The 23478-nt window shown below is 40.7% G+C and carries 32 protein-coding genes; 11 read left to right on the top strand and 21 right to left on the bottom strand.

Annotated features, from left to right (window positions below; translation table 11 throughout):
* Window positions 1-17: 17 nt before the first annotated feature.
* Window positions 18-602 carry a biotin transporter BioY gene (locus LH47_RS04465; RefSeq protein WP_043965028.1) on the top strand — a complete coding sequence of 195 codons (585 nt, stop codon included), beginning with the start codon at window positions 18-20 and terminating at the stop codon, window positions 600-602.
* An 18-nt stretch (window positions 603-620) separates the two neighbouring features.
* On the opposite strand, the gene LH47_RS04460 is transcribed toward LH47_RS04465, so the two are convergent.
* The 4 genes from LH47_RS04460 to LH47_RS04450 form a co-directional block, all read right to left on the bottom strand.
* Window positions 621-1328, bottom strand: coding sequence for a 3D domain-containing protein (locus LH47_RS04460; protein ID WP_043965026.1), 708 nt, complete (start codon window positions 1326-1328; stop codon window positions 621-623).
* A 97-nt stretch (window positions 1329-1425) separates the two neighbouring features.
* Window positions 1426-1749 (bottom strand): YuiB family protein, encoded by a 324-nt coding sequence (locus tag LH47_RS04455; RefSeq protein ID WP_035020626.1) that lies wholly within the window; start codon window positions 1747-1749, stop codon window positions 1426-1428.
* Between the two features lie 56 nt (window positions 1750-1805).
* Entirely contained in the window at window positions 1806-1934 is a 129-nt protein-coding gene (locus LH47_RS16365) for a YuiA family protein (protein ID WP_161792573.1), read from the bottom strand.
* A 94-nt stretch (window positions 1935-2028) separates the two neighbouring features.
* Window positions 2029-3255, bottom strand: a complete 1227-nt coding sequence (locus LH47_RS04450; RefSeq protein WP_035020625.1) for an NAD(P)/FAD-dependent oxidoreductase — start codon at window positions 3253-3255, stop codon at window positions 2029-2031.
* 293 nt (window positions 3256-3548) lie between these two features.
* Here LH47_RS04450 and LH47_RS04445 point away from each other — a divergent pair, with 293 nt between their 5' ends.
* Window positions 3549-4544, top strand: coding sequence for an NAD(P)/FAD-dependent oxidoreductase (locus tag LH47_RS04445; protein ID WP_043965023.1), 996 nt, complete (start codon window positions 3549-3551; stop codon window positions 4542-4544).
* Window positions 4545-4559: 15 nt separating this feature from the next.
* On the opposite strand, the gene LH47_RS04440 is transcribed toward LH47_RS04445, so the two are convergent.
* The 3 genes from LH47_RS04440 to dapF are packed head-to-tail and all read right to left on the bottom strand — an operon-like array spanning window position 4560 to window position 6128.
* Entirely contained in the window at window positions 4560-4883 is a 324-nt protein-coding gene (locus LH47_RS04440; protein WP_043965021.1) for a LapA family protein, read from the bottom strand.
* A gap of 12 nt (window positions 4884-4895) precedes the next feature.
* Window positions 4896-5258: a HesB/IscA family protein gene (locus LH47_RS04435; RefSeq protein ID WP_043965019.1), complete on the bottom strand. Its 363-nt coding sequence runs from the start codon at window positions 5256-5258 to the stop codon at window positions 4896-4898.
* A 15-nt stretch (window positions 5259-5273) separates the two neighbouring features.
* Window positions 5274-6128, bottom strand: coding sequence for a diaminopimelate epimerase (gene dapF / locus LH47_RS04430; RefSeq protein WP_043965017.1), 855 nt, complete (start codon window positions 6126-6128; stop codon window positions 5274-5276).
* Between the two features lie 145 nt (window positions 6129-6273).
* On the opposite strand from dapF, the gene LH47_RS04425 reads away from it, so the two are divergent.
* The gene (locus tag LH47_RS04425; RefSeq protein WP_043965014.1) at window positions 6274-6957 is read left to right on the top strand and encodes a DUF2225 domain-containing protein; all 684 of its coding nucleotides are present in this window, start codon (window positions 6274-6276) and stop codon (window positions 6955-6957) included.
* A 4-nt stretch (window positions 6958-6961) separates the two neighbouring features.
* Here the strand turns inward: LH47_RS04425 and LH47_RS04420 are convergent, their stop codons facing one another.
* Entirely contained in the window at window positions 6962-7201 is a 240-nt protein-coding gene (locus tag LH47_RS04420; RefSeq protein ID WP_021093632.1) for a YuzB family protein, read from the bottom strand.
* A 166-nt stretch (window positions 7202-7367) separates the two neighbouring features.
* On the opposite strand from LH47_RS04420, the gene LH47_RS04415 reads away from it, so the two are divergent.
* Window positions 7368-8435: an NAD(P)/FAD-dependent oxidoreductase gene (locus tag LH47_RS04415; protein ID WP_043965011.1), complete on the top strand. Its 1068-nt coding sequence runs from the start codon at window positions 7368-7370 to the stop codon at window positions 8433-8435.
* A gap of 158 nt (window positions 8436-8593) precedes the next feature.
* Window positions 8594-8977 carry a hypothetical protein gene (locus LH47_RS04410; protein ID WP_043965009.1) on the top strand — a complete coding sequence of 128 codons (384 nt, stop codon included), beginning with the start codon at window positions 8594-8596 and terminating at the stop codon, window positions 8975-8977.
* An 11-nt stretch (window positions 8978-8988) separates the two neighbouring features.
* Here the strand turns inward: LH47_RS04410 and LH47_RS04405 are convergent, their stop codons facing one another.
* On the bottom strand, window positions 8989-9294 hold the full coding sequence (locus LH47_RS04405; protein WP_043965007.1) for a YuzD family protein: 306 nt from the start codon (window positions 9292-9294) through the stop codon (window positions 8989-8991).
* Window positions 9295-9388: 94 nt separating this feature from the next.
* Between LH47_RS04405 and LH47_RS04400 the strand changes: the two genes are divergently transcribed.
* Entirely contained in the window at window positions 9389-9625 is a 237-nt protein-coding gene (locus tag LH47_RS04400) for a NifU family protein (protein WP_003398276.1), read from the top strand.
* A gap of 51 nt (window positions 9626-9676) precedes the next feature.
* Here LH47_RS04400 and thrB read toward each other — a convergent pair whose 3' ends face one another.
* From thrB to yutH, 5 genes are all read right to left on the bottom strand, one after another.
* Window positions 9677-10591 (bottom strand): homoserine kinase, encoded by a 915-nt coding sequence (gene thrB, locus LH47_RS04395; protein WP_043965005.1) that lies wholly within the window; start codon window positions 10589-10591, stop codon window positions 9677-9679.
* Window positions 10588-11646 (bottom strand): threonine synthase, encoded by a 1059-nt coding sequence (gene thrC / locus LH47_RS04390; RefSeq protein ID WP_043965003.1) that lies wholly within the window; start codon window positions 11644-11646, stop codon window positions 10588-10590. The genes thrB and thrC overlap by 4 nt, the downstream gene beginning before the upstream one ends.
* A complete protein-coding gene (locus tag LH47_RS04385) occupies window positions 11646-12947 on the bottom strand; it encodes a homoserine dehydrogenase (RefSeq protein ID WP_043965001.1) in 1302 nt (433 codons plus the stop codon). The genes thrC and LH47_RS04385 overlap by 1 nt, the downstream gene beginning before the upstream one ends.
* 155 nt (window positions 12948-13102) lie before the next feature.
* The gene (locus LH47_RS04380; protein WP_043964999.1) at window positions 13103-14074 is read right to left on the bottom strand and encodes a 2-hydroxyacid dehydrogenase; all 972 of its coding nucleotides are present in this window, start codon (window positions 14072-14074) and stop codon (window positions 13103-13105) included.
* A gap of 47 nt (window positions 14075-14121) precedes the next feature.
* A complete protein-coding gene (yutH, locus tag LH47_RS04375; RefSeq protein WP_043964997.1) occupies window positions 14122-15060 on the bottom strand; it encodes a spore coat putative kinase YutH in 939 nt (312 codons plus the stop codon).
* 133 nt (window positions 15061-15193) lie between these two features.
* Here yutH and LH47_RS04370 point away from each other — a divergent pair, with 133 nt between their 5' ends.
* Window positions 15194-15691 (top strand): phosphatidylglycerophosphatase A family protein, encoded by a 498-nt coding sequence (locus tag LH47_RS04370; protein ID WP_043964995.1) that lies wholly within the window; start codon window positions 15194-15196, stop codon window positions 15689-15691.
* A 185-nt stretch (window positions 15692-15876) separates the two neighbouring features.
* Here LH47_RS04370 and LH47_RS04365 read toward each other — a convergent pair whose 3' ends face one another.
* The 3 genes from LH47_RS04365 to LH47_RS04355 form a co-directional block, all read right to left on the bottom strand.
* Window positions 15877-16647 carry a TIGR01457 family HAD-type hydrolase gene (locus tag LH47_RS04365; RefSeq protein WP_043964993.1) on the bottom strand — a complete coding sequence of 257 codons (771 nt, stop codon included), beginning with the start codon at window positions 16645-16647 and terminating at the stop codon, window positions 15877-15879.
* 92 nt (window positions 16648-16739) lie between these two features.
* Complete coding sequence (locus LH47_RS04360) at window positions 16740-17372, bottom strand: helix-turn-helix transcriptional regulator (protein WP_043964991.1); 633 nt, start codon at window positions 17370-17372, stop codon at window positions 16740-16742.
* Between the two features lie 50 nt (window positions 17373-17422).
* Window positions 17423-17863, bottom strand: coding sequence for a DUF86 domain-containing protein (locus LH47_RS04355; protein ID WP_043965067.1), 441 nt, complete (start codon window positions 17861-17863; stop codon window positions 17423-17425).
* A gap of 115 nt (window positions 17864-17978) precedes the next feature.
* On the opposite strand from LH47_RS04355, the gene LH47_RS04350 reads away from it, so the two are divergent.
* Both LH47_RS04350 and LH47_RS04345 read left to right on the top strand, forming a co-directional pair.
* The gene (locus LH47_RS04350) at window positions 17979-18245 is read left to right on the top strand and encodes a DUF3055 domain-containing protein (protein WP_043964989.1); all 267 of its coding nucleotides are present in this window, start codon (window positions 17979-17981) and stop codon (window positions 18243-18245) included.
* Between the two features lie 37 nt (window positions 18246-18282).
* A complete protein-coding gene (locus LH47_RS04345) occupies window positions 18283-18555 on the top strand; it encodes a hypothetical protein (RefSeq protein WP_043964987.1) in 273 nt (90 codons plus the stop codon).
* Window positions 18556-18577: 22 nt separating this feature from the next.
* On the opposite strand, the gene LH47_RS04340 is transcribed toward LH47_RS04345, so the two are convergent.
* Window positions 18578-18853: a YutD family protein gene (locus tag LH47_RS04340; protein ID WP_003398297.1), complete on the bottom strand. Its 276-nt coding sequence runs from the start codon at window positions 18851-18853 to the stop codon at window positions 18578-18580.
* 112 nt (window positions 18854-18965) lie between these two features.
* Here LH47_RS04340 and LH47_RS04335 point away from each other — a divergent pair, with 112 nt between their 5' ends.
* Entirely contained in the window at window positions 18966-19598 is a 633-nt protein-coding gene (locus LH47_RS04335; RefSeq protein ID WP_043964984.1) for a YhcN/YlaJ family sporulation lipoprotein, read from the top strand.
* 46 nt (window positions 19599-19644) lie between these two features.
* On the opposite strand, the gene lipA is transcribed toward LH47_RS04335, so the two are convergent.
* The gene (lipA, locus tag LH47_RS04330) at window positions 19645-20559 is read right to left on the bottom strand and encodes a lipoyl synthase (protein WP_326938908.1); all 915 of its coding nucleotides are present in this window, start codon (window positions 20557-20559) and stop codon (window positions 19645-19647) included.
* A 125-nt stretch (window positions 20560-20684) separates the two neighbouring features.
* Between lipA and LH47_RS04325 the strand changes: the two genes are divergently transcribed.
* Window positions 20685-21656 (top strand): M23 family metallopeptidase, encoded by a 972-nt coding sequence (locus LH47_RS04325; RefSeq protein ID WP_043964982.1) that lies wholly within the window; start codon window positions 20685-20687, stop codon window positions 21654-21656.
* 19 nt (window positions 21657-21675) lie between these two features.
* On the opposite strand, the gene LH47_RS15035 is transcribed toward LH47_RS04325, so the two are convergent.
* Both LH47_RS15035 and LH47_RS04320 read right to left on the bottom strand, forming a co-directional pair.
* On the bottom strand, window positions 21676-21780 hold the full coding sequence (locus LH47_RS15035; protein ID WP_021093650.1) for a methionine/alanine import family NSS transporter small subunit: 105 nt from the start codon (window positions 21778-21780) through the stop codon (window positions 21676-21678).
* Window positions 21780-23291, bottom strand: a complete 1512-nt coding sequence (locus LH47_RS04320) for a sodium-dependent transporter (RefSeq protein ID WP_043964980.1) — start codon at window positions 23289-23291, stop codon at window positions 21780-21782. Before LH47_RS04320 ends, LH47_RS15035 begins: the two co-directional genes overlap by 1 nt.
* Between the last annotated feature and the right edge of the window lie 187 nt (window positions 23292-23478).

The following is a 23478-nucleotide window of genomic DNA, read 5'->3' as shown; positions in this document are numbered from 1 at the left end:
AAAAAGGAGGTTAACAAATGCGAGCGAAAGATTTAACGTTTATCGCCATGTTTGCAGCGTTAATGGCGATCGGTGCAAACATTACATCGTGGGCTCCTTTTCTCGTTATTGGTGGAGTTCCAATTACGTTACAAACATTTTTTTGCGTATTAGCTGGCGCCATTCTTGGAGCAAAACGAGGAGCAATAGCAATGACTGTATATATGCTCATCGGGTTATTCGGCGCACCTGTTTTCGCTCGGTTTGGCGGGGGGTTTTCAACGATCGTTTCCCCAACATTTGGCTTTATTCTTTCTTTTATTCTTGCAGCATACGTCACTGGTTTACTTATTGAAAAAAGTGCAAATCGTTCCGTAGCACGCTTTATCACAGCAACTATCATCGGCATGATAATTAACTACGTTGTCGGCACAAATTGGATGTATGTCGCGTTTAAACTATGGGCTGAAGCACCAGAAGGCTTTTCGTATACGATGGCGTGGAGCTGGATGCTCGTTCCGCTTCCAAAAGACATCATCTTATCAATCGTTGCGGGGGTCATTGCACCACGCATTTATAAAGCATTAAACCAACATCAAACATATAATAAATACGTTGCATAACAAGAAAAGGAAGTTCGGTTATAGACCAACTTCCTTTTCCTCTTTCTTTATATATTGTTGCCGAAACACTTGCATCGATTCATTTTCATTTAGTGCAACCATCTCTTGCTCAGATAATGTTCCATCTCCGCGTTTGACGACATATACGTTCACTTTTTTCTTTCCCCAATGTTTATACACATCATCTACTGTTTCGTAATATAAATCAATTTTATGGCCTTTAATCGCTGATCCTGTATCTGCGACAACACCATATCCGTATCCCGGAATGAATAAAATCGTTCCAATTGGGAAAACGTTTAAGTCTGCTGCGATCGTGGAATACAAATCACGTTTCACACGCACACCTGAATATGTGATCCCATAACTCGGATGATCAGGCGTTTTTCCTGTTGATTCCACTCCAGCCGTATATCCTGTTGCTACAACAGTGACGGACGGATATTGCGACCAATCAAATGCTTCTTCTAACGTCAACGATTCGTTTGTTGTTTGTTGGGATGATAGTTGTGTCACTTGCTTCTCATTTTTTCGAAAACGATCTGCTACATACTCATACGTATCCGTTGAAAACAACGACTTGAACGAGAAAAAAGAAAAACGTGAAGGTGAAAACCAATCAGATAGCATCTTCGCTTCAACGCCTGATATCGATTGAAATGTCGTCATGAACGCACACATAAACAATACAACCATGGTCGTTCGTCTTAACCATTTTATACTCATTTATTCACTCCTCCCACGGTTGTATTTCTTTCCAACATTCAAAAAAAATATACATCCACCGCAAGAGAAATAAAAAAACCTCCACGATCGTGAAGGTTTAAAACATACGATATCCTTTTTTCCGGAGCGTCTGGATAACGACACCTGAGACAATAGCACCAACAATACCGCTACTTAAAATAATTAAATCGGCGCTTGCTAATGATTCGATTCGCTCTTTCACATGGGCGAGCGAAGCGGATGGACTTGTCACGTAGTCCATTACAGAAATTTGATCAATCCACAATAATAAAACAAATGGACTTAATATCGCCATTGTCCACGTCGTCCGCAAAATCATATTTAATAAAAACCCGATACCGAAAAATAAAACGAAAAACAATAAAACAGAAATGAATAAAACCGGGATGCTCATCTCCATACGTTTCACCTCCAATACACCATTTTTAGTGTACTGAAAGCGAAAACATCAGTCAATTATTGCTTCATGACTACTTCATCTTTCACTACACCTGTTCCCTCACAATAATGGCATGTTTCAGACCCACCAACCGCAACATGAACATAACCGTTTCCTGCACAATATTGGCACGTTGTTTTATTCATATCCCTCTCTCCTTTTTCTTAATTTTCAGATAATTATACATAAAAACATATCATCTGTAAAGAAAAAACGAGCGAAAAGTCGCTTCGCTCGTTTTTATAATAGCTTAAATTTTCCTTTTTTCGCAACAAGTGTTGGACCACCAATTAAGTAAAGGGCACGGTTGTCAATTACTTTTTTCATGACGCTTGCTTTGGCTCCCCAAATTTTCTTGCCAAATACGACGCCGATGGCATCATCGTGACCGAGCGAACATACCGTTCCTTTTAAGTCTGGTTTAAACGGCTGTAGTTCACCCTGTCCACGAATTAATACAGCTAAGTTTTTCGCACACACTTCCCCTTGTTGCATGGCAATTTGCGCTGTTGGCGGATATGGACGGTTTGTTTCTTCGTTAATAATTAACGCACAGTCTCCAACAACAAACACATCTTCATGTCCTGGGGCACGTAAGAATGGATCGACTTTCACACGACCGCGCATCGCTTCAAATCCTGATTCATCAATGACGCGACTTCCGCGCACTCCAGCCGCCCATACAACTGTTCCTGCTTTAATTTCTTCTACTTGATCGTCTTTACTAACGATAATGCCTTCTGGTGTACATTCTTTAATCGCTGTACCAATTTTAAATTCGACACCTTTTTTCTCAAGAACATTTACCGCATACTCAACAAGTTCTGGGTCAAAACCAGGCAGAACTGTAGGTGCTGCTTCTACGCAGATGATGCGCACTTTATTTGGATCAACGTCATATTCACGGCAAAGTTCTGGGACGCGGTTTACAAGCTCACCTAAAAATTCGATACCTGTGAATCCTGCACCACCAACGACAATCGTCAAACGCTCATCACGTTTTTCTTCTTCTGTGCTATATGTCGCAAATTGGTATTCAATATGCTCGCGAATTTGACGTGCAGCGTTGACGTTTGCAATCGAGAAGGCATATTCTTTTAAGCCTTTAATGCCAAACGTTTCAGATTCAAATCCAAGAGCAACAACTAAATAATCATACGTTAGCGGCTCATGATTTTGAAGCAACACTTGTTTTTGTTCGAGGTTGATTTTTTCAACCGTATCTTGAATAAATTTTACTTTACTTTGATCGATGACATCTGCAATCGCATAGCGAACGCGCTCGTGATGCAACGTTCCTGCAGCTGCCTCATGCAACCATGTTGATTCATAATGGTAATCATGTTTGTTGACAAGCGTAATACTTGCTTCATTGACGCCAATCATCTTTTGTAAACGCGTCACTGTCATTAATCCACCATAACCTGCACCTAATACAACAACATTTGGCTTTTTCAAGCGAATCACTTCCACCTTTTCTTATTTTTTTTAGCTTGTGCTTGTTGAACGATTTTTATCGTTTAAAAAGTTTGTGAATTTATTCACGAAATAGACCAAAAAAATACAACGTTTTGTAACAAAGTTGTCATTTCTACGTTAACATCTTATTCTTTTTTTCTCTCTTTTTCAAGAGTTATTTGTTCAATTTTTGGTCATAATTTTCGCCGAGTTCATGTCGAAATTTTCAAAACAACAAAAGCGTTCAACCATTTTTTATGGTATGATAATACGTGAGAATTTACGTTTTAGGAGGAATGAACGTGAAAGAAGATCAAAAACTGTACGATATTACTGTAATCGGTGGAGGACCTGTTGGCTTGTTTACCGCGTTTTACGGAGGAATGCGACAAGCAACGGTGAAAATTATCGAGAGTTTACCGCAGCTTGGTGGACAACTTTCTGCACTTTACCCTGAAAAATACATATATGATGTAGCGGGATTTCCAAAAATTCGCGCTCAACAACTGATTGACAATTTAAAAGAGCAAATGAGTAAATTTAACCCAACCGTTTGCTTAGAACAGTCTGTCGAAAAGTTAGAAAAATTGGAAGATGGTACATTTAAACTAACAACAAATAAAGAAATTCATTATTCTAAAGCGGTCATTATTACTGCGGGAAATGGCGCGTTCCAACCCCGTCGATTAGAACTCGAAAGTGCTGTACAGTATGAAGGAAAGAACTTACATTACTTTGTTGCCGATTTAAATCAATTCGCTGGTCAAAATGTGCTTGTATGCGGTGGTGGCGACTCTGCCGTTGACTGGGCACTTATGCTTGAGCCAATTGCTAAAAAAGTAACGATCGTGCATCGACGCGATAAATTCCGCGCCCATGAACATAGCGTTGAAAACTTAATGAACTCGTCTGTCGACGTCAAAACACCGTTCGTTCCTGTCGAATTAATCGGGGATGAAAACGGTATCAAACAAGTCGTTTTAGAAGAAGTAAAAACGAAAGCGCGCGAAATCATTGATGTCGATGCTGTGATCGTCAACTATGGCTTCATTTCTTCGCTCGGCCCGATTAAAGAGTGGGGATTAGAAATCGAGAAAAACTGCATTAAAGTAAACTCCAAAATGGAAACAAACATTCCAGGTGTGTATGCAGCCGGCGACATTTGCACATACGAAGGAAAAGTCAAGTTAATCGCTTGCGGATTCGGTGAAGCGCCAACAGCGGTCAACAACGCAAAATCATACATTGATCCAAGCGCAAAAGTACAACCGCTTCATTCTACATCGATGTTTGAATAATGAGAAGCCCTTCTCTTAAGAGAGGGGCTTCTCATTATTTTCATTTGTCACATTTTGAATCGTAGTAGCCACTTCATCATTTGGCAAAGATGATCGCAATTGCTCCACCTCTATCTGCAACTTTTTTGTATAATTTCTCATCTTCACAAACTTCCATCCACCAACAAAAAAAACAATGAGCGCTCCAAGAGTGACAGAACCTAAAATGACAATAACTAATGGCGTTTCAAAATAGCCAACGATATAATTGACCTCTACATTTTGAATATTGGCAATAGAGAATAGTGCCACAAGTAATGCAAACACAAGAGCAAGGATAATATTTCTTTGTCCCTTCATATCCTATCCCCCTTAACATTCTTCTGGCGTACCAGCATGAGTCGCTGTACGGAACGATGAACCGCAGCCGCACGAAGCAATGGCATTCGGATTGTGAATCGTAAATCCACCACCCATCGCCCCTTGTTCGTAATCAATCGTCGTTCCTTTTAATACAAGCGCACTTTCTTTATCGACTAATATACGCAAACCGTCTTGTTCAAACTCATGATCTTCTTCACGCTTCTGATGATCAAACCCCATCGCATAAGATAATCCGCTACATCCTCCACCATAAACACCGACACGAAAATAAACGTTTTCTTCCCCGCTTTCTTTCATCATCTGTTTCACTTGCTCCGCCGCTTTTTCTGTGAGTATCACAATTTGTTCCATTGAACTTCACTCCTTTTAATAATAGTATACACCTGTACAAATCGTTTCTGCGGCACCGCGCATCAACACATCGCCATTTTCTTTCCACGTAATATACAAATCTCCACCAGCTAAATGAACAACCGTTTCCTCATTTCGCTTCGTTTTTCCATTTAGCACCGACGCCACAACCGCTGCACATGCCCCCGTACCACACGCTTCGGTCACTCCAGATCCCCGCTCCCATACACGAAAATGAAGCTCACGTTCATTCACCACTTCTACAAACTCGACATTTATTCCCTCTGGAAAGCGCTCATCTTTTTCAACGATCGGTCCAAGCGTCGTTACTGGCGCCTCCTCAATACGATCAACATAAAATACCGCATGAGGATTCCCCATCGATACACCTGTCATATAATACGTATGCCCTGCAAAATCCATTCGTTCGTTAATAACTACATCGTTTTCTTTTCCGACCATCGGTATTTCTCCACGAGATAAACGAGGTTTTCCCATATTGATTTCCACACTATTGACTTTTCTGTCTTCTACAAAAACGCGAGCTTGAACAAGACCTGATAACGTTTCAATCATAAACTGTTTCTCTTGAACGATGCCATGCTCATATACATATTTCGCTACACATCGCAATCCGTTGCCACAATTTTTCCCTTCCGATCCATCGCTATTAAAAATTCGCATTTTCACCGGTGCCACATCAGATGGGCAAATTAAAATCAGTCCATCTGATCCAATCCCTGTATGTACATTTGCCACTCGCTTTGCGATATAAGATAATTCCTCTTCTGCTAAACGCTCTTTAAACATATTGACATAAATATAACTATTTCCTAATCCATGCATTTTCGTGAACGAAAAACTTCTCATACTGTCCCTCCCCATACATGTTTAATAACACTATACATCGTTGCCATGAACGTGACAACTTTTTTACAAATATATAAAAAGTCACAGGCAATCCGAGAAACATATAGTATAATATGACTATCAATCATACAAGGCAGGGAACATAATGGATATTTTATATGATCGTACCGTCACATGTCTTGTTTGTAAACAAACATATACAACGAAAAAAGTTCGTTCGCGTTTCATTCGTCCCATCCGGCACGATACTGACTTTTGCTCATATTATGCGAGCGAAGAAGCGAATCCGCTTTTGTATTATGTACACGTTTGTCCACATTGCGGATTTGCAGCAACAGAAGAATTTTCAACATATTTCCCACCACGAACGCTTGAGGCCATTCAACAAAACATTTGCGCCAATTGGCGTGGAAAAAATTACAGTGGGGCTCGTACATTTGCTGAGGCCATTGATACATACAAGCTCGGCATTTATTCCGCCACATTGAAAAAAGAAAAACATATTACGCTCGCTGGACTTTATATGCGTCTTGCATGGTTATATCGTGCAAACGAAAAAAGCGAAGAAGAACGGCGATTTATGCGATTAGCGCTCGAGCAATATATCGCTTCTTATGAAGCAGATGATTTTGTTCACACACATATGTCCGAAGTGCGCTTATTGTATTTAATCGGAGAATTGTATCGTAGGCTAGGAAAAGAAAAACAAGCAATCATTTATTTTTCGCGCGTGATTGCTAGAAAAAAAGAGACGATTGAAAAAGGAATTGTCAATATGGCTTACGACCGTTGGCAAGAAATTCGTGAAGAAAAAAGGGGGGCACAATAGCCCCCTAAAACATTGGATTTTCTTCAATATATTCATACACTCGCTCAACGAGCTGCTCTGCATCCTCTGCTGTAACAATATCCCCATTTACCATCGCAAATAACATATTGGCACATTTTCCACAGTATCCCAAACATCCGTATTCAACAATGTCTAAATTCGGATCTTTTTCAAGTTGCTCTAGCGCGCGTTGTGAGCCATTTGCCAAATTACTTATACAAAATTCAACGATCGGTTTCAACAATGTATTCACCTCAATCTTATTATTATAACACTTTCAACAAAAATGATGTAATATTGACATAAGAAAAACATCTTAATTATTCATGTTTCTCGAAAAAATGTTGTTATTTTGTCACAATTTCGCTATACTTTTAGTGGTCGAATTTTATCAAAAGGGGAAAGCTTCCATGAGAAACCTCGTGCTACTTGGCGGCGGATACGGAAATATGCGCATCTTACTCCGCATCCTTCCGAATTTACCAGAACATATCCATATTACATTAATTGATCGTGTTCCATACCATTGTTTAAAGACAGAATATTATGCTTTAGCTGCTGGGACGATTAGTGACCAGCACATTCGCGTTCCATTCCCAGAACACCCTCGCCTATCTTACGTTTTTGGCGAGGTCCAAAAAATTGATTTACATCATGAAGTTGTTCATCTTCAAGACGGAACGTGTATTCCGTATGATGACTTAGTCATCGGATTAGGTTGCGAAGATAAATATCACGGTGTACCCGGTGCAGACATTTTTACTTATAGCATTCAAACAATTGATAAAGCAAGAGAAACGTATCAAAAACTAAGCAATCTCCCACCACATAGCATCGTCGGTGTCGTCGGTGCCGGGTTAAGCGGTGTAGAATTGGCAAGCGAATTAGTTGAAAGTCGTCCAGATTTACACGTGAAACTATTTGACCGCGGCACACGCATTTTATCTATGTTTCCTGAACGTCTAAGCCATTATGTAGAGCAATGGTTTCATTCGCATGGTGTAGAGCTCATTCGTCAATCAAATATTACAAAAGTTGAGGAACATACGTTGTATAATCACGACGAAGCAATCCATTGCGATGCGATTGTATGGACTGCCGGCATTCAACCGAATCGTGTCGTCCGCGAACTCGATGTAGAAAAAGACGGTCAAGGGCGTGTCATATTAACACCTCGACATCATATTCCAAATATAGAAAATGTATATGTTGTTGGCGATTGCGCAAGCTTACCGCACGCTCCGAGCGCCCAACTTGCCGAAGGACAAGCAGAACAAATCGCTCAAGTATTACAAAAAAGATGGAAAGACGAAGAACCACCAAGCGAATTTCCGCCAATTAAGTTAAAAGGTATTTTAGGATCATTAGGCAAAAAACATGGCTTTGGCCTCGTTGCCGATCGCCCACTAACCGGACGGGTTCCACGCCTACTGAAATCAGGCGTCTTATGGATGTACAAGTACCATAATGGATATTAATTGCCTACATTTTTCGTACAAACATATGCTGTTTTTTGTTTGACACTATGGTATGATAAGCATAGCATAATAAAATAATGATCTTCCCATGCCGAAAACACCTTAGATTTTATTAAGGTGTTTTCTTTATACACATAACCAGCAGAAAGGAGGGATAAGTGTTGGAAGCGGTTCTCCAGCAAGTCCTCACAAAGTTAAACGAACTTCAAGCAGAAATGAATAACATGAGACAGACAATGGCTACAAAGCAAGATCTTGAAAACATGGCTACAAAGCAAGATCTTGAAAACATGGCTACAAAGCAAGATCTTGAAAACATGGCTACAAAGCAAGATCTTGAAAACATGGCTACAAAGCAAGATCTTGAAAACATGGCTACAAAGCAAGACTTGAAAATGATCCAACAAGCTGTACTTGAAACGAATGAAATCGTCAAAAATATTGAAGCAAATCAGAAAAGACAAGAGCGTATTTTAGATGTACTCTCTAAACGTTCCATTGAACATGAAGCCCAAATTACTGATTTGCGTTGTGTAAAATGAATGAGGGCGAGTTACTTCGCCCTTTTTTCAATCGCTTTATAAATGTTTTTTAATTTCGGATTTCCTTCGTCAACAATCTCCCCATCAATGACAACAACAGGATAAAATAAGTCTTCGTCAATGACCTTTTGTGCTAATTGACGTTTTTCTTCATCTTCTGGTGGATGAAAAATATCGACATACACAAATTTAAATGAATCGTTCGGATATTTGCGCGAAACAGCAGCTTGAAGCCATTCATACGTATCCTTTGATGATGGTGCACCGACACAAGAAGCACAAATCATATCCGCCCCATACACACATATCTCAATCATATTTATTCTCTCCCCTGGAAAAAAGTTAAGTAACGTTGATAGATTTTTTTCATCATGATGATTATAATAAAATTAGTGAAAGGAGTCGATGAAAATGGCAGATCAAGATATTAAACAACAAGTGCAAGAAGTATTAGATAAACTTCGTCCATTTTTACTTCGCGATGGCGGAGATTGTGAATTAGTCGATGTAGAAGACGGCGTTGTTAAACTTCGCCTTCTCGGTGCGTGCGGAAGCTGCCCAAGCTCAACGATCACATTAAAAGCTGGTATTGAGCGCGCATTACTTGAAGAAGTTCCTGGCGTTGTTGAAGTTGAACAAGTGTTCTAAAGAAAAAGGGGGGTGCAAAAAATGCACCCCTTTTGACATGAAGAAAATCATTTATTTCTCTAACGCCATTTTATATACACAACTCCCCTTTGTTTCTACTGACAACATTCGAACATCACAATGTAGAAATGTTGCCACAAGCGCATCGTATACTTCTTTCCCTCTCCCTTGTTCAGAAAAACAAAGGACAGTCGGACCAGCACCGCTTAGCGCTACCCCAAATGCCCCGTTCCGTTTCGCTACTGTACGCACATGTGGCAATTCAGGTACGAGACATTCACGATATGGTTGATGAAATAAGTCGGCATCCATCATCTCACCAACGAGCGACCAATGGTTTGTAAGCAATGCCGCCACAAGCACGTTGCTAATTGCGCTTGCCTCAACGGCTTGCTCGCGCGTAAATGCGCTCGGAAGAACAGTGCGAGACTTTTTCGTTTCCAATTCATACGTCGGAATGACAGCAATTAAATCAACTGGGATGGAAGGAATGTGTACAATATGTGTACGGTCTTTCAAATGACTTCCAATGACTACTCCCCCATATAAAGAAGCACCGACATTGTCAGGATGACCTTCATATACGCTAGCTACGCGCATTTTTTCCTCTTGTGACAAATCAAGACCCCCAAGCTCATTTGCTAACTCAATAGCTGCTACAATCGCCGCTGCGCTACTACCTAGCCCTCTCGTAAATGGGATATTACTTGACACAAACACGCGACACGGAGGCAACGCCACACCATACTGACGAGCTAGTTCATTTGCTACTTGATAAATTAAATTGCTTTCGTCCGTTGGAATACTTTTCACTTCACTTGTTTTTGGGACAAATTCCCACATTTCCGCACGAACAACTTCTAAAGTTAAATGCAACGATACAGCTAATCCGATCGAATCAAAGCCAGGCCCAAGGTTGGCCGTACTTCCTGGGACAACAATTTTTAACATTTCTCCATCGTTCATTGAAGGACAGCTCCTTGAATGTGCGCAAACACCGCTTCTTCATCATTTGGCAAGACGATCGGTTGAATATTCGTTGCGTCCATCGCTACATTTGGATCTTTCAATCCATTTCCAGTCAACACTGCAACGATTCGACTTCCTTTTGCAATTTCGCCGCTCTCGACCTGTTTCATTACACCAGCAATCGACGCACATGAGGCAGGTTCTGCAAAAATTCCTTCTTCTCTTGCAAGTAAACGGTACGCATCTAAAATTTGGGCATCTGTCACTTCATCAATTTTTCCTCCCGATTCGTTCGCGGCCTGAACAGCATATTCCCAGCTTGCGGGGTTACCGATTCGAATTGCTGTCGCAATCGTTTCTGGATTTTCAATCACTTTGTTACGAACAATTGCTGCCGCTCCTTCTGCTTCAAACCCGCGCATTTGCGGCAATGTTGTTCCATGCTTTTCATGAAATTGTTTAAATCCTTTCCAATATGCTGTAATATTTCCTGCGTTTCCGACTGGAATAGCGAGAATATCAGGGGCTTGCCCGAGTTGCTCACAAATTTCAAACGCTGCTGTTTTTTGCCCTTCAATACGATACGGATTGACTGAATTGACAAGCGTGACCGGAGCCATTTCGCTTAAACGACGCACCATTTTTAATGCGTGATCGAAATTTCCTTGAATCGCAACAATTTCTGCCCCATACATGACCGCTTGCGCCAACTTTCCGAGCGCAATTTTCCCGTCGGGAATGACGATAATGCAACGCATATTTGCCCGTGCAGCATACGCAGCAGCAGCGGCAGACGTGTTGCCTGTCGAAGCGCAAATAATTGTATCGCTTCCTTCTTCTTTTGCCTTAGCAACAGCCATTACCATCCCACGATCTTTAAAAGATCCTGTTGGGTTTGCTCCCTCTGTTTTAACGTATAATTCTACACCGAGTCTTTCCGACAAATGAATGAGCGGAATGAGAGGTGTATTCCCCTCATTTAACGATAACATCGGTGTTTTATCTGTCACCGGTAAATAGTCACGATAATGATGCAACAATCCCCTCCACATTACAACGCACCTTCCCCTTCTACTCGATACGAACTTTTCACTTCTTCGACAACTTCTAAATCGCGCAACTGTTGCAACACATCACGGTAATCTTTTAAAGATGCTTGATGCGTAACGAGAACAATTTCTGCCAAATCTTTTTGTTTTAAAGGCAATTGTAAAATTTTCTCAAAACTTACTCCACGCTCTGAAAAAAGTGATGTAATTTTCGCAAACGCTCCAACTTGATCTTTTACGTGAATGCGTAAGAAATATTTAGAGTATATTTCGCTATCGTCTTTTAACTGCTTATCGTATTGTGGGGTAACTGCGCTTCTCCCATTTACCCCAAGGCGCATATTTTTCATTACAGCAACTAAGTCCGACACAACGGATGTTGCTGTCGGTAAGCTTCCTGCTCCCGGACCGTAAAACATCGTTTCTCCAACCGCTTCTCCGTAAACGTAAACGGCATTATACTCATCATTGACAGACGCAAGTGGGTGTGTTTCTGGTAACAATGTCGGTTGCACACTCACTTCTACTTTCTCTCCATCTCGATGGGCAATACCAATTAATTTCATCGTATAACCAAGTCGTTTGCTGTAATTTAAATCTTCTTCCGTAATTCCAGTGATCCCTTTGACGTATACATCTTGCAAATCAATGTTCATCGAAAAACCAAGACGAGCTAAAATCGCCATTTTTCTTGCTGCATCTAGTCCTTCTACATCTGATGTCGGATCCGCTTCAGCATAACCGAGCGCCTGCGCTTCCGCCAATACTTCTTCATATTTTTTATTAAATTTACTCATTTTTGTCAAAATATAGTTTGTTGTCCCGTTTACGATGCCCATCATTTTTGTAATTCGATCGGAAGCTAATCCGTCTACAAGGCTGCGTAAAATCGGAATTCCCCCTGCGACACTTGCTTCATAAAACAAATCGCAACCATGCTCAGACGCAACAGCAAGCAACTCTGTTCCATATAGTGCCATTAAGTCTTTATTTGCTGTCACAACATGTTTTCCGTTCTTTAACGCCTGTAATATATATCGTCGCGTTTCTTCAATGCCTCCCATGACTTCAATGACAACATCGATGTCTGGGTCATGAATGACTTCTTCTACGTTTGTCGTTAATACTGCCTCTGGCAAAACGACATCTCTTTTTTTATCGCGATCACGCACAGCAACTTTTTTTATTTCAACAGGGCAACCAATTTGATGCATTAATTTATCTTGATGGTTTTTAATAATTTTCACAACTCCACTGCCAACCGTTCCTAATCCTAATAATCCAACTGATACACTTTTTATCATCTTCCCCCACCTCTTGTTTCTCTGTAATGAACATTTGTTTTTTTATAGTAGACATTATAGAGGATCTCCATTTCTTTTACAATCCTTATTTTCATTATCGTACCATATGAAAACGTTTTATGTTTAAAAATTTTCTAAAAAAATAAAAAAAGAGCCTATTGGCTCTGCACAGGTGTATAAGGCTCCTTACCTTCTAGCACGGCTATTACGTTGCGACAACATAGTTGCATCATCGCGTACCGCGTTTCTTTCGTCGCACTCCCGATATGCGGCAAAGCAACAACGTTCGGCAATTGTAACAGCGGATGATCCGAACGAATCGGCTCTTGTGCAAATACATCTATCCCCGCACCAGCAATATGTCGGTTGATTAACGCATCATATAACGCTTCTTCGTCCACAACTGCCCCGCGTCCCGCGTTAATAAAAATAGCTGATCGCTTCATTTTCATAAATGCTTCGCGGTTAAACAAACGATACGTTTCATTCGTTAACGGAGCTAAACAGACGACAAAGTCTGCTTGTTCAAGCAACGCATCAAACGAACAATACGTCGCATCAAGTGTTCGTTCGGCTTCGATATTTCGTGAACGATTATAGTATAATACGCGCATATGAAATCCTTTTGCCCGATGCGCAACGGCTTGCCCGATTTTCCCCATACCGACAATTCCAATCGTTTTATGGTGAACATCCGTCCCTGCAAGTAAAAGCGGACTCCAACTTTCCCATTTTCCTTCTTTTATAAACTCGGCTGCTTCAACCAATCTTCTTGCCGTTGCTAACAGGAGAGCAAATGTTAAATCCGCTGTCGTTTCTGTCAATACATCAGGCGTGTTACAAACAATGACCCCTCGTTTTGTCGCTGCCTCTACGTCAATATTGTCGTAACCGACGGCTACATTCGCAACGACGCGAAGTTTCGGGCTTTGTTGTAATAACTCCTCATCAATGCGATCACATAACATCGTAATTAATGCTTCCGCTCGGCTTGCTTCTTGAAGTAGCACATCACGCGGAACAACAAGATGCTCATGTGGCCACATGTTCACATCATATTTGTCATATAACGGTGCAACGACATCATCTGGTAGTTTTCTTGTAATGAAAACATATCGTTTTCCCATACCCTCGTCCCCTTTAACATATCTTTATCCGCTTTATTGTACCATATTTATAACCAGTCGAGACGAGGAATAGAGACAGTAGTCATATCATGAAAATGACGAAGTTTTTGTTCATATACGTCAGTTTCTTCAAAGACTTGTCGTAATTGTTGCGCATAGCGTTGTCTCATGTCACCTTCTGATCCATAGTAGTTTTCAATCGACTGAAAGTAATGAAGCGGAAATAATAATCGAGCATAAATCATTCGCCAAGAAAAGCGGCTAAGCGATTGCACATGTTCATACGTTTGTAAAAAACGCTCAATCGTTTCATCTGATTGTTTCGTTAACCACTGCTTCCGGATCCATTCCGCAACATCGCGACTTGCGTGGTCAAACACCCAATCCGTTGGTATTTTCCCTATCTCCCATGTTTCGGGCGGAAATTGTTCATGACAAATCGTCGGCATATCGCTGCGCATCGGAACTTCATCTAATTGCGTATCCATCACATATTGAACCGCATTTTCGGCAACACCTAAATAGTAAGGAAATGTTTCAACAAATTGTTTATCCACCTCATTTTTTTCGGAAGATCTCACTTGTAATTGCCAAAAATGTTCTAATTGATCGATTCGTTGTCCCCATAGTTCTCCCCATTTGCCAAATCGACTTCGGGCGGAAACATCATACGGATATGTGCGACCACGCTGATGAAATAATGCGAGTTGTTGCGCGGCATCTCCTGTTTTCATTCGGTTTTCCATTTTCCATACACTCACTCGCTTTCCTTGTAACATACCAATAAAACGTCCTGTTTTCGTTGGAAGCAACGTTGCAATCGTTTCGTCACCTTGTGTTCGCATATACATTGCCATGTAATATAACTGATGAATGTCGCTTTCTTTCTCATTCGTCGGTACTGCAATATATATGTCATTTCCACTTCGAACGAAAAAACGATCACCTATTTGCTCCATATGATCAACTCGAAAATAATAATCCATACACATCCCTCCTTCCCTTATGTATATGTTTGAAAAATACGTATAAACTTCATAAGAGAGAGGAAATGAACGCACGTTTCATAAAAAAGTCACATACATTGTAAAAAATAAAAAACGAAATAGGTGAAGTTGGATGGAGGAAAAGAAAATAGGAAAAATGGAACAAGTCGCACGAAAATGGCTCGCTGATCGCGGGGTAACAATCGAACATATTGCTGAACTCGTTTATTATTTACAATCCAAATATCATCCAGACTTACAAATGGACGAATGTATTCATAACGTGAATCGCGTGATCGCTAAGCGTGAAGTACAAAACGCACTATTTACCGGCATTCAGCTCGATATTTTAGCAGAGAAGGGTTTACTACAAGAGCCTCTCCAATCATTTATCGCAAAAGACGAAGGATTGTATGGGGTAGATGAAATTTTAGCTCTTTCGATCGTCAACGTATACGGTTCTATCGGTTTTACGAACTACGGATACATCGATAAACAAAAACCGGGCATTTTACACCAATTAAATGATAAATCATCCGGTCAATGCCATACGTTTTTAGATGATATCGTTGGAGCGATCGCTGCTGCTGCTTCAAGCCGTTTAGCGCATCGCGCCGCCCATGTCGAATGAATACAAGACAAGCGAAAAGCGCCCGCCTATCGGCGAAGGGCGCATAAGCCCCACCGAGGAGGCTGTCGCCGCCGCAGTGTGGGACGGAGCGAACCGAGCCGATGGCGCTTGAAGCTAGACAGCTCTTTTAATCCAAACTTTTATACTTTCTTGTCTTATGAAAAAGGTGCCCAACTAGGCACCTTTTATATGCGTTCGATCCATTCTTTTAACGAGTCAACGACATACGTCGGTTGTCGATCATAAGTTTGCAACATTTCTTTCGTCGTCACTCCTGTATGAACGAGAAGTGTATCAATTCCCGCATTCATCCCTGCCATAATATCCGTATCATAGTTATCCCCGATCATTAACGTTTCTTCTTTTGGAACACGAAGCACTTCAAGCGCTTGCTCCATAATAATTTTTTCTGGCTTACCGATAAAAATCGGCTTCGTTTGTGTCGACACAGCAACGACAGATGTAAGCGACCCGTTTCCGGGTAAAAGTCCGCGCTCCGTAGGAATCGCAATGTCCCCGTTTGTCGAAATAAACATTGCCCCATTGCGAACAGCTAAACAAGCAGTCGCTAATTTTTCGTAATTAATACTACGATCAATCCCCATCACAACGACTTCCGCATCTTCATTTGCAAATGTAAATCCTTTTTCTTCAAGCGCACGTCGAATACCGTCTTCTCCAATCACATAAACAGAAGCGTTCGGCTTCTTTTCATAAATGTAGTTTGCCGTTGCTTGACTTGTTGTAAATACTTGCTCTTTCGTTGCAGGGATACCAAATTTCCGCAACTTTTCTGCCACTTGTTCGGGCGTGCGGGAAGAATTGTTTGTTACAAATAAATACGGAGTGCCCTTTTCATGAAGGCGGTGCACAAAAGCGCACGCTTCTTCAATTCGTTCTGTCCCACGATACATCGTACCGTCTAAATCAATTAAATATCCTTTATATGTTTTCACTTTTGCCACTCCTTTTGACAATTTGCACGTTCAAACTTTAACGCAAAACAACTGTACTTGTCAAAAAGAGCACAACGAATGTCAACGATTGTTCATTTTTTTCGCTTAATATGGTAGCGACACGCATCATCACCGTCAGCTAAACACGTTTTCGGAACAATTTCAGCTTCATGAATGAGGGTTTCAAACAGCTGTCGCTCACATTCACAAGCAATCGGATACGCTTGAGCTACTTCTGCAATCGGGCAGTTATGTTCAACTAACTCAAACGAATCATCGTCGTGTTGTACTAATTCCGACATATACCCATGCTCATTTTGCACCGCAACAAGCTCTTTGATCTTTTCATCAAACGATTTATCGCCAAATTGTCGTTCATACAACTTTTTCATCCGTTCTTGCCGATTTTGAAACAACTGCGCAACCATTTGCTTTCCGCCCATCCGTTCTAAATCAGCTAAAAAATCGAGCATCGTTTGCTGATAGTGGCGCGGAAAACGTTGATGTCCTTTTACACTTAATCGATACACATTTGTCGGCCTTCCCATCGGTTGACGAACAAGCGTCGATTCAACAAGTTCTTCGCGCTCTAACGCACTTAAATGACGGCGGACAGCCATTTCCGTAATTTGTAGTTGCTCCGCCATTTCACCCACTGTTAGCTGCTTTTGCACTTTTAGCATTTTTAAAATTTGCTCTTTCGTGGAAGAGGTTTTTTTTCGCATCACGTTTCACCCTCTTCCATTTTATACGATTTTCCCTATACACACAATTTTTAAACATTTTCATTTAAAAAAGCGGACACAGGCCCAAGCTCATGATGTAAATACGTGCGAATAGCAGCTGGAAAAGATTGAAGAACATGGCGATAGTTTTGCAATGCGTTCAATAATTCGCCATGCGGTACGTCGATGTATTGTTGAACAAGCTTTTTACGGAAATGGATGATTTGTTTTAATGCTTCGCCATCTTCATCCGAAAGAACACGTTCATCGACTAGAATGTCAATAATGTCCTCGTAACTTCCGGGATCGCGCATAATAAAGCCGTCAATCATCGCATTTCCAACGTCAATGATTGATTCAATAATAACATGTCCTATCCGTTCAAGCGCTAGCTTCTCGATTGGCGTATGAAACGGTTGTTGGACATAAGAGACAACTTCCTCCATATATTTCAATGTTTTCTCGATTTTTTGACGATCAACAAAATACATCATTCATCTTCCTTTCTGCTTTTTATTTTATTGTAGCATAGCGCTTTCTTTTACACAGCTAACAGAAATTTGTTAAGATGAAGAAGCAACGATACACGATATGGAGGGATACAATATGGAACGTTTCTTTTTATATGACGATACAGTAGATACAAAAACTCGATTTGTTAGCTTCGCTGGAAAAAATGAACGGTTTGATTTAGCAATCGTCCAAACAGATCGTTTTTATGGCAAAGCGCTCGTACTCGATTTACAAAGCAATCGATATGCGATTATCGGTTCAGATGACTTGCAACAGCCTGGGTATATTGAACACATATATAACTTAAATGAAGAAGATGCAAACGAGTTGCGAAGCTTTTTACATGAAATCGTCGGTTAAGTGGTACGCTATGTAAAAAACGAAAGGAAGAATTCACATGACCGATGAAACGTATCGTGATTTTTCAACTGTGGAAGCGATGAAAAATTTTCTCGTACCAGAAACGTTGCCCGAAGGTCCATACGGTTCCCCACGTGGCGAACATGAACCCGTTCAAAATAAAAGTACCCCATGGCGAAAAGGACAGCGATATTACAGCGCATTTAATTACGAGTATAAATCGCTTCACCAAAACATCCCGCGCCAAGATCCAGGCGCACATCCTGTTCACGATGATCCGAGCGAAAATGACCAACAACCATACTCATGAAAAATAGGTCAGACGTCCTGACCTATTTTTTCACTTTACGTAACACAAAATAAGCGCAACCAAAATTGCAATATTCAAACAAATATTCGGATAATGTACTTATTTTCGTATCATATGTCGCTTTTTGGTTATGGTCATCAAAAAAGCCACGAAGGCGAAGCTGATTATATCCCCAATCGCCAACAATGTAATCATATTTATTTAAAATATCCGTATAGCGCGCACGAAACGCTTCTTCGTTAAAGCCGTTGCGCACATTTTCTACAAGCTCGTAACATGTATTGTGAATGCAAATCATATGTCCTCACCTCTTCTTTCCATTTCTATCATAAAACATGTCTTTCTCCCAAGCAATCACCATTATAACGCTTTGAATAAAACGAATAATAAAAAAGAAGGGGGGATTTGTTTTGCGGAATACATGGTTACTGACAGGCATTAGTACAATCGCTTTATTATCTGGGTGCGCAGGAATGAACGAATCGACATCTTTGTATGAGAAAAGCGGAACAACGATCAACGTTCGTTCAAGAAACGATTTATACAACGAACATGGTGTCCGAAACGGAATGGATTCGAGATTAACGAATTTCGGTTACGTAAGACATCAAAAAAGCCCAATTCCGGGTGATACAACACAGTATGCGACAATACCTGTATTAAATCGCGAAAATGTCGCGGATTTAATTAGCAAACTGTGCACCCAACTTCCGAACGTTCATGATGTTGGGACGCTCGTCACAGACGATACAGTGTTTGTCGTTTACAAGACAGACAGTACAAATCGGTTTGAAACAGCCGATCAAGTGAAAAAAACAGCTATTTCTGTCGTTCCACGTTATTATCACGTATACGTTTCAGACAATCCGCGCATGTTTCAAGATATTGAACGATTCGGCCGTTTAGATTCAAATAGTCAAAATATCGATCAAGTTTTACAACAAACGATTAAAGAAATGCTCAAATCGCCACAAGGTCGAAAAGTGAGCAATGGAGAAAATGAAAACGGTGTGCAACGCGAAGAAATGAACATGATGCAATAACGAAAAAGGATGTCCCATATACATGAAAGGGGCATCCTTTTTTTGTTTACTCATTCGCTTTTGCCGATTGTACTTGCTCATCAGCATGATAGGAAGAGCGAACGAGCGGACCAGACTCACAATGACTAAATCCTTTCGCTAACGCAATTTCTTTTAACTCCATAAACTCATGAGGATGGTAATATTTCTCTACCTTTAAATGTTTTTTTGTCGGCTGTAAATATTGACCGATTGTTAAAATATTCACTCCGACTGCCCGTAAATCGTCCATCGCTTCTAAAATTTCTTCTTTCGTTTCACCAAGACCGACCATTAAGCTTGATTTTGTTGGAATATCAGGCTGCATTTCTTTTGCGCGGCGCAAAAATTCAAGTGAACGTTCATACGTTGCGCGCGCACGAACGCGCGGAGTGAGGCGACGAACCGTTTCAATATTATGATTTAAAATGTCAGGACGAGCGTCCATTAGCGTTTTCAAGTTTTCATATACACCCCCCATATCAGATGGCAATACTTCAATCGTCGTTAACGGATTTTTCCGTCGGATAGCACGTACCGTTTCAGCAAATACAGCTGCACCACCATCTTTTAAATCATCGCGCGCAACAGCAGTCACAACAACGTGTTTTAAATTCATTAAACGAACGGATTCAGCCACACGCTTCGGCTCTTGCCAATCTAGCTCCGTTGGCAATCCTGTTTTAACAGCGCAAAAACGGCAAGCGCGCGTACATACATCGCCTAAAATCATAAACGTCGCTGTGCGACGAACGGCCCAACATTCATGAATATTTGGACAACGCGCTTCTTCGCACACCGTATGCAATTGGTTTTCTCGCATCATTTTTTTCAAGCCTGTATAATGTTCATTCGTATTTAACTTTATTTTTAACCACTCTGGTTTGCGAAGGTGCTGTTCTTTTGTTGACATCATTTTCACGCTCCACTCGTTAATGTACATTACCCATTATACGAGTTATTGCCTTACAATACAAAGCAGTTTGTTTTTCCAACATTTTTTATTTATGAAAACAGTCGATTACCTCAAACTAATGATATGAACATCGGAGAAAGGAGAAAGAATGCGTGAAAACATTATGGTGCATAATCATTTTTCTTTTCATTCCGTTCCAATCATTCACTGCTGCACCAAATGATTTGTATGATCAACGAATGGAACTTTATAAAAAAGCAGAAGCCATCTCGCTCATTCCTTGGTACTACTTCGCAGCCGTTGACCAATATGAGCGGAGCATTCGTCAAGCGCGTCGCGATTTACCAAAACCAACTGGAGTCATCGGCATTTACATTCCCCCTGAACGATGGGCTGGACCACTCAATAAAAATAAAGAAGATCAAAACCCATTTACAATTAGCCAATTTGGTGGCATGGGGATAGATGGAAATGGCGATGGTATCGCGGATCGAACAAACGACGAGGATGTATTATTTGCTTTCGCTCGCTTTTTGCGGTCATATGGCACAGATCATACGCATATTAAAATGGCGCTATGGGATTATTATGAGCGAAGCAAAACCATCGATATTATTTTAGGCAAAGTGAAACTATATAAACATTTTGAAACGCTACAACTCGATCAATACGCTTTTCCAATTCCAAGACGATTTGAATATAGTTATCGTAGTACGTGGGGAGATGCACGCGGATGGGGCGGACGGCGTATTCATGAAGGAACAGACATTTTTGCACATTACGGTACCCCTGTTCGCTCAACATGTTACGGTATCGTGGAATTAAAAGGATGGAATAAATACGGAGGTTGGCGCATCGGCATTCGTGATATAAACAATACGTACCATTATTTTGCACACTTAAACGGATTCGCTAACGGCTTAGAGGAAGGAACGATTGTAGAGCCCGGCATGTTGATCGGTTCAGTCGGAAGTTCTGGTTACGGACCGCCCGGTACATCGGGTAAATTTCCGCCGCATCTTCACTACGGCATGTATAAAGATAACGGCTATACGGAATGGTCGTTTGACCCATACCCTTACTTAAAACAGTGGGAAAGACAAGAACGCATGAAAAAAAGATGAGGCATATGCCCCATCTTTTTTATGATTGCCGACTTTTCTTTACTGCATGAGCGACGCTCGCAGCAAAACCTCCCCAAATAATTCCCATACCGACAAGCATCATAATAAGCGCACTTGTTTCCATTAGCTCGAAACCTCCTTATCTGTCGGAACGGAAAGTACTCCATCTTTCCAACGTTTTACTGAAAGAACAAAACCGAGAACGATAACAAGCGCCGCAACAATCCATCCGTATTTCACAACGAATAACGTATCGTATCCACCATAATTTTCTTTCACGTTTGTTTTAATGCTATCAAACATCATGTATCCTAAAACAATTGGTGTGACAACAGAGAGCGAAATTTTCCACCACGCGCCTACCATAATATCTGACACGCTATTTGCATGGGCTTGAAGGGCATTTAGTTCTTTTAGCACCCATGCAATGACAACTACTTCAACTAATCCAACGAGCGCAACACCAAAGTTGTTAATGAAATAGTCAACAACATCTAAGAAATATAATCCGCCGTTTGAAGCGAATACTAATGCGATGAGCGCCGCTGCTCCTCCCCCGCCGAGAACAGCTTTCGTTCGAGATATACCAAATTTTTCTTGAATTGCCGAAACATACGTTTCTGAAATAGAAATAAGCGATGTCAGTCCTGCTAATGTTAATGAAAGGAAAAATAATACCCCGAAAAGCTCATTAAACGCAGGAAACTGATTAATAATTTGTGGGAAGACGACGAACGCCAATCCAACGCCACCTTTAACAACTTCGCTTACTTCTACGCCTTGTTGTTGTGCTAAAAAACCAAGGACGCTAAATACGCCGATACCAGCTAATAACTCGAATCCTGAGTTTGCAAAACCTGTAATAAATGCGTTATTCGTAATGTCAGATTTTTTTGGTAAATAACTTGAATAAGTAATCATAATAGCGAACGCAATCGATAAGCTAAAGAAAATTTGGCTATATGCCGCAAGCCATACTTTTCCGTTCATAATTTGATCCCAATTTGGTTTGAAAAATGCATTTAATCCTTCGATCGCTCCGTCTAACGTCACAGCGCGAATGACGATAATAAAGAAAAGAACGATAAGCGTTGGTAAGAAAATTTTATTTGCTGCTTCAATTCCTTTACGAACACCTTTATACAAAACGGCTAAGTTAATGATCCAAACGAGAAGAAGTGGAATCAAAACAGCTGGAACTAAACTTCCGAACGTACCCGGTGTTTCTGCTAATTTCAAATACTCACCGAATAAAAAGTCCCCTGTATTTTCCCCCCATTTTGATGTGAAAGCAAAATACGTATAAGACATCGCCCATGCAATAACGACGGAATAATACGTTGAAATAACGAATGAAATAAGGACTTGCCACCAACCAATCCATTCTGTTCCTTTGCTTAGACGGGCGAACGTTAATGGCGCTGAACCGCGATACTTATGTCCAAGCACAAATTCCAATATAAGAATTGGAATACCCGCTGTTAATAATGCAAATAAATACGGAAGAAAAAATGCCCCTCCACCATTTTCATATGCAACAGCCGGAAACCTCCAAATGTTTCCCAATCCAATTGCCGAGCCAGCAGCTGCTAAAATAAAGCCGGCGCGTGTGCCCCATTGTTGACGACTCTCCATAATGAAATACCCTCCTCAGTCAGTTTTTGATTTTTTCATATCGTTACGTAATAAAAAGATGAACACCTCCTCGTTCGATTATTTTAATTTTTCAGACTTTTTTGTTTCATTTTAGTTTTAAGTATATCAACGGACAAGCTTTTTGTCAAAATAATATTTCAAAAAATAAAATTTTCAGAATTTTTTA

The organism is Anoxybacillus thermarum (assembly GCF_000836725.1).
Taxonomy (GTDB): domain Bacteria; phylum Bacillota; class Bacilli; order Bacillales; family Anoxybacillaceae; genus Anoxybacillus; species Anoxybacillus thermarum.
Note: the sequence above shows the minus strand (reverse complement) of the source record. Positions and strands in the feature narration are given on the sequence as shown.

Excerpts from the sequence above, each read along its gene's own strand:
- LH47_RS04465 (WP_043965028.1), top strand. The coding sequence starts at position 18 with ATGCGAGCGAAAGATTTAACGTTTATCGCCATGTTTGCAGCGTTAATG.
- LH47_RS04460 (WP_043965026.1), bottom strand. The coding sequence starts at position 1,328 with ATGAGTATAAAATGGTTAAGACGAACGACCATGGTTGTATTGTTTATG.
- LH47_RS04455 (WP_035020626.1), bottom strand. The coding sequence starts at position 1,749 with ATGGAGATGAGCATCCCGGTTTTATTCATTTCTGTTTTATTGTTTTTC.
- LH47_RS16365 (WP_161792573.1), bottom strand. The coding sequence starts at position 1,934 with ATGAATAAAACAACGTGCCAATATTGTGCAGGAAACGGTTATGTTCAT.
- LH47_RS04440 (WP_043965021.1), bottom strand. The coding sequence starts at position 4,883 with ATGAAGGGACAAAGAAATATTATCCTTGCTCTTGTGTTTGCATTACTT.
- LH47_RS04435 (WP_043965019.1), bottom strand. The coding sequence starts at position 5,258 with ATGGAACAAATTGTGATACTCACAGAAAAAGCGGCGGAGCAAGTGAAA.
- dapF (WP_043965017.1), bottom strand. The coding sequence starts at position 6,128 with ATGAGAAGTTTTTCGTTCACGAAAATGCATGGATTAGGAAATAGTTAT.
- LH47_RS04425 (WP_043965014.1), top strand. The coding sequence starts at position 6,274 with ATGGATATTTTATATGATCGTACCGTCACATGTCTTGTTTGTAAACAA.
- LH47_RS04415 (WP_043965011.1), top strand. The coding sequence starts at position 7,368 with ATGAGAAACCTCGTGCTACTTGGCGGCGGATACGGAAATATGCGCATC.
- LH47_RS04405 (WP_043965007.1), bottom strand. The coding sequence starts at position 9,294 with ATGATTGAGATATGTGTGTATGGGGCGGATATGATTTGTGCTTCTTGT.
- LH47_RS04400 (WP_003398276.1), top strand. The coding sequence starts at position 9,389 with ATGGCAGATCAAGATATTAAACAACAAGTGCAAGAAGTATTAGATAAA.
- thrB (WP_043965005.1), bottom strand. The coding sequence starts at position 10,591 with ATGAACGATGGAGAAATGTTAAAAATTGTTGTCCCAGGAAGTACGGCC.
- thrC (WP_043965003.1), bottom strand. The coding sequence starts at position 11,646 with ATGTGGAGGGGATTGTTGCATCATTATCGTGACTATTTACCGGTGACA.
- LH47_RS04385 (WP_043965001.1), bottom strand. The coding sequence starts at position 12,947 with ATGATAAAAAGTGTATCAGTTGGATTATTAGGATTAGGAACGGTTGGC.
- LH47_RS04380 (WP_043964999.1), bottom strand. The coding sequence starts at position 14,074 with ATGGGAAAACGATATGTTTTCATTACAAGAAAACTACCAGATGATGTC.
- yutH (WP_043964997.1), bottom strand. The coding sequence starts at position 15,060 with ATGGATTATTATTTTCGAGTTGATCATATGGAGCAAATAGGTGATCGT.
- LH47_RS04370 (WP_043964995.1), top strand. The coding sequence starts at position 15,194 with ATGGAGGAAAAGAAAATAGGAAAAATGGAACAAGTCGCACGAAAATGG.
- LH47_RS04360 (WP_043964991.1), bottom strand. The coding sequence starts at position 17,372 with ATGCGAAAAAAAACCTCTTCCACGAAAGAGCAAATTTTAAAAATGCTA.
- LH47_RS04355 (WP_043965067.1), bottom strand. The coding sequence starts at position 17,863 with ATGTATTTTGTTGATCGTCAAAAAATCGAGAAAACATTGAAATATATG.
- LH47_RS04350 (WP_043964989.1), top strand. The coding sequence starts at position 17,979 with ATGGAACGTTTCTTTTTATATGACGATACAGTAGATACAAAAACTCGA.
- LH47_RS04345 (WP_043964987.1), top strand. The coding sequence starts at position 18,283 with ATGACCGATGAAACGTATCGTGATTTTTCAACTGTGGAAGCGATGAAA.
- LH47_RS04340 (WP_003398297.1), bottom strand. The coding sequence starts at position 18,853 with ATGATTTGCATTCACAATACATGTTACGAGCTTGTAGAAAATGTGCGC.
- lipA (WP_326938908.1), bottom strand. The coding sequence starts at position 20,559 with ATGTACATTAACGAGTGGAGCGTGAAAATGATGTCAACAAAAGAACAG.
- LH47_RS15035 (WP_021093650.1), bottom strand. The coding sequence starts at position 21,780 with ATGGAAACAAGTGCGCTTATTATGATGCTTGTCGGTATGGGAATTATT.
- LH47_RS04320 (WP_043964980.1), bottom strand. The coding sequence starts at position 23,291 with ATGGAGAGTCGTCAACAATGGGGCACACGCGCCGGCTTTATTTTAGCA.